At 65.8% G+C, this 13,414-nt stretch carries 11 protein-coding genes; 6 read left to right on the top strand and 5 right to left on the bottom strand.

Annotation, left to right across the window (positions count from 1 at the left end; translation table 11 throughout):
- Window positions 1–138: 138 nt before the first annotated feature.
- Together HMPREF2716_RS24760 and rocR are read right to left on the bottom strand one after the other, a co-directional pair.
- The gene (locus tag HMPREF2716_RS24760) at window positions 139–3,777 is read right to left on the bottom strand and encodes a transporter substrate-binding domain-containing protein (RefSeq protein ID WP_023518001.1); all 3,639 of its coding nucleotides are present in this window, start codon (window positions 3,775–3,777) and stop codon (window positions 139–141) included.
- Between the two features lie 101 nt (window positions 3,778–3,878).
- Window positions 3,879–5,057, bottom strand: a complete 1,179-nt coding sequence (gene rocR, locus HMPREF2716_RS24755; RefSeq protein WP_003106013.1) for a two-component system response regulator cyclic di-GMP-specific phosphodiesterase RocR — start codon at window positions 5,055–5,057, stop codon at window positions 3,879–3,881.
- A gap of 281 nt (window positions 5,058–5,338) precedes the next feature.
- Between rocR and HMPREF2716_RS24750 the strand changes: the two genes are divergently transcribed.
- Window positions 5,339–5,968 carry a response regulator transcription factor gene (locus HMPREF2716_RS24750; RefSeq protein ID WP_003106011.1) on the top strand — a complete coding sequence of 210 codons (630 nt, stop codon included), beginning with the start codon at window positions 5,339–5,341 and terminating at the stop codon, window positions 5,966–5,968.
- Between the two features lie 293 nt (window positions 5,969–6,261).
- On the top strand, window positions 6,262–7,503 hold the full coding sequence (locus HMPREF2716_RS24745; RefSeq protein WP_003106008.1) for a TIGR03862 family flavoprotein: 1,242 nt from the start codon (window positions 6,262–6,264) through the stop codon (window positions 7,501–7,503).
- 22 nt (window positions 7,504–7,525) lie between these two features.
- On the opposite strand, the gene HMPREF2716_RS24740 is transcribed toward HMPREF2716_RS24745, so the two are convergent.
- The 3 genes from HMPREF2716_RS24740 to HMPREF2716_RS24730 form a co-directional block, all read right to left on the bottom strand.
- Window positions 7,526–8,875 carry an RNA helicase RhlE1 gene (locus HMPREF2716_RS24740; protein ID WP_003114319.1) on the bottom strand — a complete coding sequence of 450 codons (1,350 nt, stop codon included), beginning with the start codon at window positions 8,873–8,875 and terminating at the stop codon, window positions 7,526–7,528.
- Window positions 8,876–8,952: 77 nt separating this feature from the next.
- On the bottom strand, window positions 8,953–9,456 hold the full coding sequence (locus tag HMPREF2716_RS24735) for a LabA-like NYN domain-containing protein (RefSeq protein WP_003093104.1): 504 nt from the start codon (window positions 9,454–9,456) through the stop codon (window positions 8,953–8,955).
- A gap of 65 nt (window positions 9,457–9,521) precedes the next feature.
- A complete protein-coding gene (locus HMPREF2716_RS24730; protein WP_019726682.1) occupies window positions 9,522–10,235 on the bottom strand; it encodes a DUF2076 domain-containing protein in 714 nt (237 codons plus the stop codon).
- A gap of 99 nt (window positions 10,236–10,334) precedes the next feature.
- On the opposite strand from HMPREF2716_RS24730, the gene HMPREF2716_RS24725 reads away from it, so the two are divergent.
- From HMPREF2716_RS24725 to HMPREF2716_RS24710, 4 genes are all read left to right on the top strand, one after another.
- Window positions 10,335–10,916, top strand: coding sequence for a cysteine hydrolase family protein (locus HMPREF2716_RS24725; protein WP_003106834.1), 582 nt, complete (start codon window positions 10,335–10,337; stop codon window positions 10,914–10,916).
- Window positions 10,917–11,073: 157 nt separating this feature from the next.
- A complete protein-coding gene (gene sfnG / locus HMPREF2716_RS24720; RefSeq protein ID WP_003093107.1) occupies window positions 11,074–12,168 on the top strand; it encodes a dimethylsulfone monooxygenase SfnG in 1,095 nt (364 codons plus the stop codon).
- Window positions 12,169–12,251: 83 nt separating this feature from the next.
- Window positions 12,252–12,908: a DUF7847 domain-containing protein gene (locus tag HMPREF2716_RS24715; protein WP_003106831.1), complete on the top strand. Its 657-nt coding sequence runs from the start codon at window positions 12,252–12,254 to the stop codon at window positions 12,906–12,908.
- A 66-nt stretch (window positions 12,909–12,974) separates the two neighbouring features.
- On the top strand, window positions 12,975–13,409 hold the full coding sequence (locus HMPREF2716_RS24710; RefSeq protein WP_003106829.1) for a VOC family protein: 435 nt from the start codon (window positions 12,975–12,977) through the stop codon (window positions 13,407–13,409).
- Window positions 13,410–13,414 lie beyond the last annotated feature (5 nt).

Genomic DNA, 13,414 nt, shown 5'->3' with positions numbered 1-13,414 from the left:
GGTATTCCGATCTTTGGTCAGGCTTCGCGGAAAAGGCTACCCAACCGGAGTGTAGTCTTTTCCGCGCCTGGACATGCCCGATCCTCGGGCAAAGCGATGACGATTGGTTTACCGCCCGGGCAACGGGCGCAAGCCACGTCAATCCCTGCACTCTTCCACCAGACTCTCGTCCAGGGCGAGGATCGCCAGTTTCACCCCAACGGCGCACTCCTCCACCCAGGCGAACGAGGCGTTCGGGCTGAGGCAGGCATCCTCGAGGCGCCGGCAGCTTTCCACCAGTTGCTCGCCACGCACCACCCTCGCCGCGCCCTTGATCCGATGCGCCAGCTCGGCCAGTTCGCCGGTCTCCTGGCGTTGCACCAGTCCCTCGAGGGTCTCCAGGTCCTTGCGGTTGCTGGTCAGCAGTTCATCGAGCAGCCGCCTGAGCATCGTCGGCTCGCCGCCGGTCAGCGCATGCAGGGAATCCAGGTCGTAGAGACGGGGGTCCGACGGTATCGCGACGGGTTCGGTGTCGATGGTGACGGGCAGGTCGTCGTCGGCAAAGCCCAGGGCCAGCAGGCGCTCCTCGAGAACATCGAGACCGATGGGCTTGATCAGGCATTCGTTCATTCCAGCCTGGATGCAGCGCTCGATCTCCTCCGGCTGGGCGTCCGCGGTGAGGCCGATGATGACCACCGGTTCCTCGCCATTCTCGCGCTCCTCCTGGCGGATCGAGCGGGCGAGGTCGGAGCCGCTCATCAGCGGCATGTGGCAGTCGGTGATGACCATGTCGAACGGTTGCCCATGCCACAGGTTGAGAGCGCTCAGGCCGTTTTCCGCCTCCTCTACGTCGTGGCCGAGGAAGCTCAGCTGTTGATGGAGGATCTGCCGGTTGACCGCATGGTCGTCCACCACCAGCACCTGCAACCGCCGCGCCTGGCGACTGCCGAGCGGGATCGCCCGCACGTTCTCGACGATCGGTTCCAGCACCTGCAGGCGCAGCTCGACGTCGATCCGCGTACCCTGCCCCAGCTCGCTGCTCATCACCAGGCGCCCTCCCATCATTTCGCACAGCGAGCGCGAGATCACCAGGCCGAGCCCGGTGCCCTCGGTGTTCTGCAGGTTGCGGTTGACCTGGGCGAAAGGCCGGAACAACTGCTGCTGGTCGCCCAGGGAAATACCGATGCCGGTGTCTTCCACACAGAGATTGACCTGCAACAGCGACGGCTCCACCTGGCGGCCATCGATGCGGATGCGGATCGAGCCCTCGTCGGTGAACTTGATCGCGTTGCTGACCAGGTTGGAGAGGATCTGCTTGAAGCGCATGGCATCCAGCAGTACGTCGCCGTTGATGCTCGAATCGATCTCCAGCACCAGGCTCAGGCGCTTTTGCCGGGCCAGGCCTTCGAATACCCGTGCCACCGATTCCACCAGCTCGCGCAGGTTGGCCCGTTTCGGCGACAGGCTGAGGCGACCTGACTCGATGCGGGCGATGTCGAGAATATCGCCGATCAGCTCCAGCAGGCTCTTCGCCGAGGCATAGGCGATCTCGATGCTGGAACGGTCCACCCGACCGGTCTCGGCACGCTTGAGCGCCAGTTCGAGGATACCGATCACCGCGTTCATCGGCGTGCGGATCTCGTGGCTCATGGTCGCCAGGAAGGTGGTCTTGGCCCGGCTCGCTTCGTCGGCCAGATTCTTTGCCTCTTCCAGCTCATCGATCAACTGGCGGTGCTCGGTGATGTCCAGCCAGCCACAGATGACACCGCGGATGGTCCCGCTGGAATCGCGGAACGGCTGGATCCAGTGGTCGATCCAGCGCTCCCGACCGCCCAGCGCCACCGGGTAGACCGCCTCGATGGTCCTGCCCTCGCGCATGGCCATCAGGTAGCTGCGATGGAACTCCGGAGCGGTCTCGAAGTTTTCCATGGGCAGTTCGAGCACGGTGCGGTTCATCACCTCCTCGGAACTCAAGCCGACGCTCTGCAGGTAGCTGCGGTTGCAGGACAGCATCCGTCCGTTGACATCGCGCACATACAGCGGCGGAGGCATGCAGTCGGTCAGGGCCTCGACGAACCGCAACTGTTCGCTGAGCGCCTGTTCGACCCGCGCGCGCACCCTGATCTGCCGGCGCTGATAAGTGACCCAGCCCAGGCAGAGCAGCAGCAAGGCCGCTGCGATCGCCAGGATCTCGGTGATCACCAGGATGTAGTCGACCCAGGTCTGGCCGCTCATTCCCGGCGGCGAGCGCCAGCGATTGACGATATCGCTCAGGTCGTCCGGCGAGATGCTCAGCAAGGCCTTGTCGAGAATCGACTGGAGTTCGGCGTCGCCTCGGCGAACGGCGAAGTGGGCGGTGGCCGCACCGATGGGAACCAGGTCGGCGATCGCCAGCCTCTCGCGGAACAACCGGACGATGTAGTAGCGAGCGGTGACCAGCGGCACCACCGCCGCGTCGGCCCGTCCTTCGTAGACCAGGTTCATGGCATCCAGCGCGACGCCGACCTCCACCATCGAGGCCTGCGGATAGCGCTCGCGCACCTGTTGCATGCCCACATGGCCGGCGGGAATCGCTATGCGCTTGCCGTCGAGGCTCCCGGGGCTCTCCGCGCGTCCCTTGTCGTCCGCCCGGGTGACGAGGACGTACGAGGTGGACAGGAACGAGCGGGTGAAACGCAGCATTTCCTCGCGCTTGCTGCTGCGGCTCATGATCGCCAGGTCCGCCTCCTTCCTGGCCAATACGCCGATCTGCTCGGGGAAGCCGCCACTGCGAGGCGTGACCTGGAAATGCAGGCCGGTGCGGCGGGAAATCATGTCCAGCAGGTCGGAGGCGATGCCCGAGAAGGTCTCGTCGGAATTGAAGAAGGCCAGCGGCGCCAGGTCGTCGTTGATGACCAACCGCACCACCGGGTGGCGAGCGATCCAGCGACTCTCCTGCGGCGTCAGCGCGATACGCTGGCCCGTTGGCAGGGAACCGCTGCCGACCCAGCGCCTGGCGATGCTTTCGAGACGGTCCTGGTTGATCGCGCCGATGGCCGAGTTGACGACGCGCAACAGGTTCGTGTCGCCGCGACGAAGGAGGAAGCCGTAGCCCCCTTCCAGGCGGGCATCGGCAAACCGCTCGAACCTCACGTAGCCGTAATAGGACCGATTGATCCGGTGGTAGGCGCTGAGCACATCGTCGAGATACAGGTCGGTATGTCCGAAAGCCACCGCGGCAACGGCCTCGTCATGGCTGCCGAAGACCACGAAACGCGCCCGCGGGAAACGCTGGCGCAATTCCCCGACATGCTCCCGGGCCACCGCCACGCTGAGTCCGGCGAGATCCTCCGGCGAGTTGCGCTTTTCCCCCATCCGCTTGAACACCGCCAATCGATCACGGGCATAGGGTTGGCTGAGCACCAGGGAGGAATCACCCGCCGAGCTGTAATGGCTGCCAAGCAGGTCGATCTTTCCGGCAGCGAGCGCCGCCACGGCATCCGCATGGGTATCGAAGCTCACGACCTTGATGCGCATGCCGAGCAACTGCCCGACCAGCGTGGCGACGTCCGCCGTTATGCCTTCGTAGTTCTCGTCGTCGAGCCGGACGTTGAAGGGCGAGGTCTCGTCCAGCGCCGCGCCGAGCCTCAGGTGACCCTTGTGACGCAGCCAGGCCCAGTCGTCCTCGGCGATCGCCATGTCCTCGTGCTCGATGCGCAACTGGCTGAACAGCGTCAGGGACGGATGCGCTTCGACGGCGAACAGGCGTCCGCCCGACAGCAGCAGGCAGAAGAACAGCAGGAATAGTTTTGATCGCATGAAAGGTCTGTGCGGCAGGGCCGGCAGTTGTATGGAAAGGAAACGCGTCCGGCGCGAGGCCCGGCGTTCGGCTAGAGGCAGCCGAGGCCAGGGCGGCGGCGTCAGGATCCGGAGCAATAGTCGAGAAAGTGCTGTTCCGGCATCGGCCGGGCGAACAGATAGCCCTGGGCTATGGAGCAACCGAGTTCGATCAGGCGTACCCGTTGTTCGTCGCTCTCCACCCCTTCCACCACCAGGGAAATTCCCAGCGCCTGCGCCAACGCCACGACACTGCTGATGACGGCGCAACTCCTGGGCTGGGTCTTCATCTTCTGGACGAAGGTTCTGTCCAGCTTGATCTGGCTGAAGGGAAACTCGCAGAGCCGGTCGAGGGACGAATAGCCGGCGCCGAAATCGTCCATCGCCAGGCCGCAGCCCATGATCCGCAGACGCACGAGGTTCTCCAGGCTGCTAGCAGGAGCGCTGATCAACCCGGTCTCGGTGATCTCGAACATCACCGAACTGGGCGGCAGGTGGAACTCGGTCAGCAACGCCGAGATGTTCTCGGCCAGGGCACGCGAACCCAGTTGCGAAGGATGGACGTTGAACGCCAGGTTGATCGGCTGCCCCAACTGCGCCAGCTTCCTGCGCGTCGCCAGCCCCTGGCTGAACAGTTGCCAGAACAGCTTGTCGACCAGGTTGTAGGTTTCCATCACATAGAGGAAATGCGACGGCGGCAATACGCCGAGATGCGGGTGGTTCCAGCGTGCCAGGACCTCGGCGCCGATCAGGCCGCCGCCATCCAGGGCCACCTTGGGCTGGTAGTAGGCTTCGAACTCGCCATTGTCGAGGCCGCGCACCACGTCCGCCACGGAGGGCAGCTCGGCGACTTCGATCTGTCGCGGCAGGTCCTGGCGACGAGCGTTGTAGCGGGTCAACAGGGCGGTGATCCGCTCCAGGCTGAATGGCTTGCCGAGGTCGCCGAGAAAATTGAGGCCCAGGCACTCGATCATCGAAATGGTGGCCTGGCGCAGGATGGGATCCACCTCGCTGCTGAGGATCACCGAATGGACCTTGCCGCTCAGGCTTGCGTGGCGAAGGAACGCCAGGCCGTCCATGCCGCTCATCTGCAGGTCGCAGATGGCGATGTCGACGTGTCCGCAGGACTCCAGGATCGCCACCGCCTCCTTGCCGTCCGCCGCCTCGAGGATCGATCCGGGCACCACTTTCTTCAGGGCTGTGACGGCTACCAGGCGCTGAAAAGGCTCATCCTCCAACACCAGAACATTCAAATCATTCATCACGGTCCACACAGGGTTTCCAGGAAATACCGGCGATATACTGCTGTGTTTCCCTTACTAGACCTATGGGACAAGTCCCCATGTTTTGTGGGAATTTTCCTACTGATTTGGAGGTTCGGTTGGATTAGCATGGTTCCACATGAAAAACCGAGTCGCCCCGCCTTAACAGGCTATTCTGGACGGCGATCTCGGCCTAGCGCCCAACATGGATGACCACCGGCGGCAGCGCCCGGGAAATCGAATCCCGACCCTGTCCCGGTCCCTCAAGGTAAATCGAATTTATGCATACCGTCCTGATCGTCGACGACCACCCCGTCATCCGTCTCGCCGTGCGCGTCCTGCTGGAAAAGCATGGTCTGCAGGTGGTCGCCGAGACGGACAATGGCGTGGATGCCATCCAGTTGGTCCGGGAGCACGAACCGGACGTGGTGATTCTCGACATCGGCATTCCCAAACTCGATGGCCTGACCGTGATCTCGCGGATCAAGTCCCTGGGACTGCGTAGCCAGGTGCTGGTACTCACTTCGCAATCCGCAGAGGCGTTCTGCAAGCGCTGCATCCAGGTCGGTGCCCGTGGGTTCGTCAACAAGGAAGAAGACCTGAACAACCTGATCAACGCCCTGAACGCGGTGACCGCTGGCTACACGTTCTTTCCTTCGCTCACGTTCGATACCCTCGGCACCCCGCCGGAACGCATTTCCGAAAGCGAGCTTATCGGCCTGCTCTCCGACCGCGAGATGATCGTCCTCCAGCACCTCGCCATGGGCTATTCGAACAAGGCCATCGGCGAGAAGCTGTTCCTCAGCAACAAGACCGTCAGCACCTACAAGACCCGCCTGCTGCAGAAGCTCGGCCTGGGTTCGCTGGTCGACCTCGCAGAGTTCGCCAAGCGCAATTCGCTGATCCACTGACCTGGCGCTTGGCTGTCGAAGCCAAGGCCTAGCGCACCTTCGGGCAAGCGCGACCGGAAGCCGTTCCTGCCACGCGACGAGCGTCGGCGGATTTCCACAAAGCGTGTGGAACCGCCTGTGGATAAGGTGCGAAAAACGCTTCGCGCAGCGCATCGTACCTGGCCTTGCGACGGTTGATCAGTTCCTGACCAGGCGCACGGCGAGCGGACCAGGTGGCATCGACAAGGCTCGGAGGCGGTCTTCGCCTCGGTTACACTGCACGCCGGTTTCCCCAGGTCTCGCTCGTCGTCCACATGCCCAGTCAAGCATCCTCCCCTTCCCCCCAGGTCGCCATCGTCGGCGGCGGTCCCGCAGGCCTGATGGCCGCGGAGGTCCTGAGCCAGGCGGGCGTACGCACGGAAGTGTTCGACGCCATGCCCTCGGTCGGCCGGAAATTCCTCCTCGCGGGCGTCGGCGGCATGAACATCACCCATGCCGAGGCCAGGGAACAATTCCTCGGCCGCTATGGCAGGCGCCAGAAGGAAATCGCCGCACTGCTCGGCGAATTCGACGCGGATGCGTTGCGCGCCTGGATCCACGGCCTGGGTATCGACACCTTCGTCGGCAGTTCCGGCCGGGTGTTCCCCTCCGACATGAAGGCCGCGCCGTTGCTCCGTGCCTGGCTCAAGCGCCTGCGCGAGCAAGGCGTGCTCATCCACACCCGCTGCCGTTGGCTGGGCTGGAACGCGGACGGTACGCTGGACATCCAGAGCGCCGCCGAGCGCCTGTCGATACGCGCCGACGCCGTGATCCTGGCGCTCGGTGGCGGCAGTTGGCAGCGCCTGGGCTCCGACGGCGCCTGGGTGCCCCTGCTGCGCGCCCGTGGCATCGAGGTCGAGCCCCTGCGGCCAAGCAATTGCGGTTTCGAGATCGACGGCTGGAGCGAGCTGTTTCGCGACAAGTTCTCCGGCGCTCCGGTCAAACCGGTGGCCATGGGACTGGCGGGCGAAACGCCGCGCCAGGGCGAATTCGTCGTGACCCGCGACGGTATCGAGGGCAGCCTGGTCTATGCCCTCTCCGCCGCCATCCGCGAACGGATCGAGGCACGGGGCTCGGCCGAAGTATGGCTGGACCTGTTGCCGAACAGGCGTCGCGAGCAGATCGAGGCAGCCCTGGCTCGCCCGCGCGGTTCCAGGTCGATGGCCAATCACCTGCGCAGCCAGTTGGGCATCGATGGGGTTCGGGCCGGCCTCCTGCGTGAACTCACCCCCGCCGCCACCTATACCGAGCCGGCCCGCCTGGCGGCGGCGATCAAGCGCCTGCCGCTGACGCTGCTGCGCCCGCGTCCGCTGGACGAAGCGATCAGCAGCGCCGGCGGCGTACGCTTCGAGGCGCTCGACCGCAACCTGATGCTCGATGGCCTGCCCGGCGTGTTCTGCGCTGGGGAAATGCTCGACTGGGAGGCGCCCACCGGCGGCTACCTGTTGACCGCCTGCTTCGCCAGCGGGCGCGTGGCCGGACTCGGCGCGCTGGCCTGGTTGCGCGGCAGGCGCTAGAGACCGGTACGCCAGCGCCTCGCTATTTGCCGGACGGCCGCTTCTTCGGCTTGCCCGCCGCACCCGCGCCGAAGCCCGGTGCCTTGCGCACCGCCTTGACCGTCGGCGCGCTGCTGTCGAACCAACTGCCCAAGTGGATCTTGCCGGGCTTGCCGACGCTCTCCGCGGCCTTGGGTTTCTTCGGCTTCTTCGGTTTCTTCAGCACCACGCCGCCCGGTGCGGTCTGCGGCACCCGGTGCTCCGGCTCGAAGTCGGGCTCCTCGCGGCGTTGCAGGGTCTGCCCGATCAGTGTCTCGATCGCCGCCAGCAGCTCCACTTCGTCGGCGCAGACCAGCGACACCGCCTGGCCGGAGGCACCGGCACGTCCGGTACGGCCGATGCGATGCACGTAGTCCTCGGCGACGATCGGCAGGTCGAAGTTGACCACCAGCGGCATTTCCTCGATATCCAGGCCACGCGCGGCCACGTCGGTGGCTACCAGCAGGTCTACCTCGCCGGCCTTGAACCGCTGCAAGGCGCGCAGCCGCGCCGGCTGCGGCTTGTCGCCATGGATCGAGTCGGCGGCGATACCCTGCCGCTGCAACAGTCCGACCAGTTCCTCGACGCTCTTGCGGGTCTTGGCGAAGACCAGCGCCTGGCGCCAGCGATTGGCCTGCAACAGGTGGCAGAACAGCTCGGCCTTGCGCTTCTTGTCCACCGGCACCAGCCATTGCCTGACGCTCTTCGCCGCGGTATTGCGCGGACTGACCTCGATGGACAGCGGGTCGCGCAGCAGTTCACGGGCCAGCGTGCGGATGGCGTCGGAGAAGGTCGCGGAAAACAGCAGGGTCTGGCGCTTGCGCGGCAGCGCGGCGAACAGTTCGTCCAGCTCGCGGGCGAAACCGAGGTCGAGCATGCGATCGGCTTCGTCCAGCACCAACGCCTGGAGCTGGGCGAACTTCACCGCGTTCTGCCGATACAGGTCGAGCAGCCGCCCGGGAGTGGCGACGAGGATATCCACTCCCTTGCGCAGCTTCATCATCTGCGGGTTGATGCTGACCCCACCGTAGGCCACCGCGGTACGCAGCGGCAGGTGCTGGCCGTAGTCGCGGACGCTGGCGTGGACCTGCTCGGCCAGTTCGCGGGTTGGAACCAGGACCAGTGCACGCACCGAGTTCGCAGCGACCTGCGGCCCCTCCAGGGTCAGCCGCTGCAGCAACGGCAGGGCGAAACCGGCGGTCTTGCCGGTGCCGGTCTGTGCTGCGGCGAGCAGGTCGCGGCCCTTGAGCGCCGGGGGTATGGCTTGGGCCTGGATCGGCGTAGGCGTGCCGTGGCCGAGCCCTTCGAGGGCCTTGAGCAGGGGGTCGAGCAGACCGAGGGAAGCGAACGTCATGAGCGACTCGGAAAAAAGGAAACGGACGGCATTCTAGCGGATTCGCCGTCTCCCATCGTCCTCTGGAGCGCGGCCGGTCAGCCCTTGAGCAGCAGTCCGCCCTCGATCGGCACGTAGCGCGACGCCGCTCGGATCAGCGCGTTGGCGGTCAGGCCAGGCACCCCGTAGGCCGTAGCCACGACGCCGTGGGCGCGGATGACCTTCTCCAGCAGCAGATCGAAGTCGCCGTCACCGGACAGCAGCACCACTTCGTCCACCCGTGGCGCGGCATCCAGTACGTCGATGGTGATGCCGACATCCCAGTCACCCTTGGCCGAGCCGTCGGCACGCTGGATGTAGGGCTTCAGCTTCACCGTGAAACCGAGGTTGCGCAGAATCTGCTGGAACTGCTGCTGACGCGGGTCGCCGCGGTCGATGGCGTAGGCATAGGCCTCGACGATGCTCCCGCCGCGAGCGATGTCTGCCCACAGGGCGGCGTAGTTGAGATGGCAGCCGTAGGCCTGGCGCACGGTGTAGTAGAGGTTCTGCACATCGGCGAAGACAGCGATCTTCTTCGCCGCGGGCGACTCGGGACGACTCAAGGGGAACTCCGGAACGACGGCAGTGGGCCACCATTATCGCAGCCCACGGCCCGCAACCCTAACGGTCAGGTGAACAAATCGTCGTCGCCGAGGAAGCTGGAGTCGTCGTTGAAGTCGCTGTCGCTGAAATCGCCATCGGCGAAACCGCCGTCGGCGGGATAGTCGCTATCGGCGAAGCGCTCGGTCGCCGGCTCGGGATCGGCAAACTGGCTGGCGTCGAGGTTATCCACCGGGACGTCCTGGATCACCTCGACGATTTCCTGCGGCTGGCTGTGGCGGAACATGCCGGTGAGCAGGTCGGCCACCAGCATCCCGCCAGCGACCCCAGCGGCCGTCTGCAGCGCACCGCCGAGAAAGCCGCTGGCCCGCGAAGGCGCGGCCGCCGCGGCGGGCGCCATACCCGGACGCATGTCGCCGGCCGCCGCCGGATTGGAGAAACGCGTCTCGCCCCAGCCCGCCGGGCGCCCCGATTGGCTCGGCGCCGGCTCGTCGCGCGCGCCGCCGCCGAACAGGCCGGAGAGGAAGCCGCCGCTGCTCGGACGGCTCTGCTGCAACTGGGCGACCTGCGCCTCGAGCTCCTTCACCCGTTGGTCGAGGCGCTTCAGCGCGGCTTCCTGGATCAGCACCACCTGCGCCATGTAGTACGGCGCCGCCGGCTGCCGCACCAGGTGCTGGTTGATCTGCGCCTCGGCCTCGGCGTCACGCGGAGCGGACTGCCCCTCGGCCTCGCGCAGGCGGCTGAACAGGCCGTCGATCAGGGTTTTCTCATCGGATTTCATCGCACGCCTCGACTGCATTTCGAGAAGGAAGGATGGATTGCACCAAAGGGAAATATTGGAGCACCCTGCACGATCTCAAGTTCCTCCGGTGAATTCCCGATGAATGACGATGCCCAGCGCTCCGCACGGTCCCAGGTCGCCCTGCTGATCGTCGACCTGCAACGCGGCATGCAGCGCCACGACCTGCCGCCGCGCAACAATCCCGGCGCCGAGGCGCGCATCGTCGAACTGCTTGCCGCCTGGCGCGCCGCCGGCTGGCCGGTGGTGCACGTCCGGCACGTATCCCGGCAGCCCGGCTCGCCCTTCGCGCCCGGCCAGCCTGGCGTGGAGTTCCAGCCAGCGCTGGCGCCGCGCGACGACGAGGCGGTGTTCGAGAAGAACGTTCCCGACGCCTTCATCAACAGCGGCCTGCAACGCTGGCTCCATGTCCGCGACATCCGCCAGGTGGCGCTCGTCGGGGTAGCCACGGAGAACTCGGTGGAAGCCAGCGCACGCAGCGCCGGCAACCTCGGCTTCCAGACCTGGGTAGTGGCCGACGCCTGCTTCACCTTCGCCAAGCCCGATTTCCACGGCACCCCGCGCAGCGCCGACGAGGTGCATGCGATGGCGTTGGCCAACCTGCACGGCGAGTACGCCGTGGTACTGCGCGCCGCCGAACTGTTGCAGCGCTTGCCGGCCTGACTGTCTGCCGGGCAACAGCGGGACAACAGGGCTGTCCGGCAGAAGACAGGCCGGTTCCGCCATATCCCCCATAAGCCATTGATTCGAAAACATGAATCCGGGATGGCACGGTTCCTTCATAGACACCGGACCACGCCCCTACCCGGAGATACCCCCGATGAGCCAAGAGCAACAGCCGATCCGCTTCGCCTACTGGGTCCCCAACGTCAGCGGCGGCCTGGTGGTGAGCAAGATCGAGCAACGCACCAGCTGGGACATCGACTACAACCGCAAGCTGGCCCAGTTGGCGGAACGCAACGGCTTCGACTACGCCCTCTCGCAGATCCGCTTCACCGCCGGCTACGGCGCCGAGTACCAGCACGAGTCGGTGGCCATCAGCCACGCCCTGCTGGCGGCCACCGAGAAGCTCAAGGTGATCGCGGCGATCCTGCCTGGCCCCTGGCATCCTGCGGTGGTGGCCAAGCAACTGGCGACGATCGACCAACTGACCAATGGCCGGGTCGCGGTGAACATCGTCAGCGGCTGGTTCAAGGGAGAGTTCACCGGCATCGGCGAACCCTGGCTGGAGCACGACGAACGCTATCGGCGCTCCGAGGAGTTCATCCGCGTGCTGAAAGGCATCTGGACCGAGGAAAACTTCACCTTCAAGGGCGATTTCTATCGTTTCCACGACTACACCCTGAAACCCAAGCCGATCCAGCAGCCGCACCCGGAAATCTTCCAGGGCGGCAGCTCGCGGGCGGCGCGGGACATGGCCTCGCGCGTGTCCGACTGGTACTTCACCAACGGCAACAGCATCGACGGCATCCGCGCCCAGGTCGAGGACATCCGCGCCAAGGCGGCGGCCAACGGCCATTCGGTCAAGGTCGGAGTGAACGCCTTCATCATTGCCCGCGACACCGAGGAGGAAGCGCGGGCGGTGCTCGACGAGATCATCGCCAAGGCCGACTACGAGGCGGTGAACGCCTTCGGCGACGCGGTGAAACAGGCCGGCAAGGCCTCGCCGGAGGGCGATGGCAACTGGGCCAAATCCACCTTCGAAGACCTGGTGCAATACAACGACGGCTTCAAGACCAACCTGATCGGCACGCCACGGCAGATCGCCGAGCGCATCGTCGCGCTGAAGGCGGCCGGGGTCGACCTGGTGCTGTCGGCCTTCCTGCACTTCCACGAAGAAGTGGAGTATTTCGGCAAGCACGTGTTGCCGCTGGTCCGCGAACTGGAGCAGGCCCAGGCTCGCGAAGCGGCCTGAACGGCAACGGCGGCCGCCAGGCGTTGGCCTCGGCGGCCGGCTGGGTTAGAGTCGCGGGCTCGTATCCGATCTGCCGACCCGCGATGAATCCTCTGCTGCCGCTGCGTGACGCCTGGTTCTTCTTCACCCGCCACCTGACCACCCTGGTGCCGCTCTGCCTGCCCTGGATATTCCTCGAAAGCCTGCTCCAGCAGCAGATCGACGAAGCCGTCGGCCCCCAGCAGATGGGCGCCTGGAGCCTGGTCGCCGGACTGCTCTTCTACCCGCTCTACACCGCAGCCCTGATCCTGTTCATGGACGCGCGCGGGCGCGACGAGCGGCCTCGCGTCGGCCAGCTGTGGAGCGCCGCGCTGCGCCTGTGGCCAGCCTTCGCGCTACTCGCGGCGCTGACTTCGCTGCTGATCGTGCTCGGCCTGTCGCTGCTGATCCTGCCGGGCATCTTCGTCATGGTGAAGCTGTCCTTCGCCGAATTCTGCCTGGTGCTGCGCGGCCGTAGTCCGCTGCAGGCGCTGCGGGAAAGCTTCGAGTTCACCCGTGGGCGATTCTTCCTGATCCTCGCCTGTTCGCTGGTGATCCTGCTGCCGGTCTGGAGCCTGGAAGCCTGGCTCGCCGATTCGGCCGGCGACGCCGTCGTGCTGCGGGTCGCCCTGCATACGCTCAGCGGGTTCTTCCAGCTGCTGTTGACCATCGTCGCCTTCCGCATCTACAGCCTCGGTCCGGCGCCACGCAACGGGATGTGAACGGCGCCGCGCGCCGATTCGCCGCGCTGGCCTATGCTTGACGAGCCCTGCCTCGAGGAACGGACCATGAGCGACGAATCGGCCAACCCCAGCTGCATTTCCCACCTGTCCATCGGCACCAACGACTTTCCCCGTGCCCGAGCCTTCTACGACGCGGTGATGGCCGCCCTCGGCTGCAAGGTGATCCTCGAATACCCCGGCGCCGTAGCCTACGGCAAGCTCTATCCGGAGTTCTGGGTGCAGGCGCCAATCGACGGCCGTCCCGCCAGCGTCGGCAACGGCAGCCACGTCGGCTTCTTCGCCGACAGCAAGGCCCAGGTCGACGCCTTCCACGCCGCGGCCCTGGCCGCCGGCGCACGCGACGAGGGCGCGCCGGGCCCGCGTCCGCTGTACGGCGAGCCCTACTACGGGTGTTTCATCCGCGACCTCGACGGGCACAAGGTCGAGGCCTCCTACTGGGACATGAGCCAGGGCTTCGACGCCCACGACCACGCCCACTGAGCACC

The organism is Pseudomonas sp. HMSC076A11 (genome assembly GCF_001810205.1).
GTDB lineage: Bacteria > Pseudomonadota > Gammaproteobacteria > Pseudomonadales > Pseudomonadaceae > Pseudomonas > Pseudomonas aeruginosa.
The sequence above is the reverse complement of the archived record's forward strand: the minus strand, read 5'-3'. Positions and strand labels throughout refer to the sequence as shown.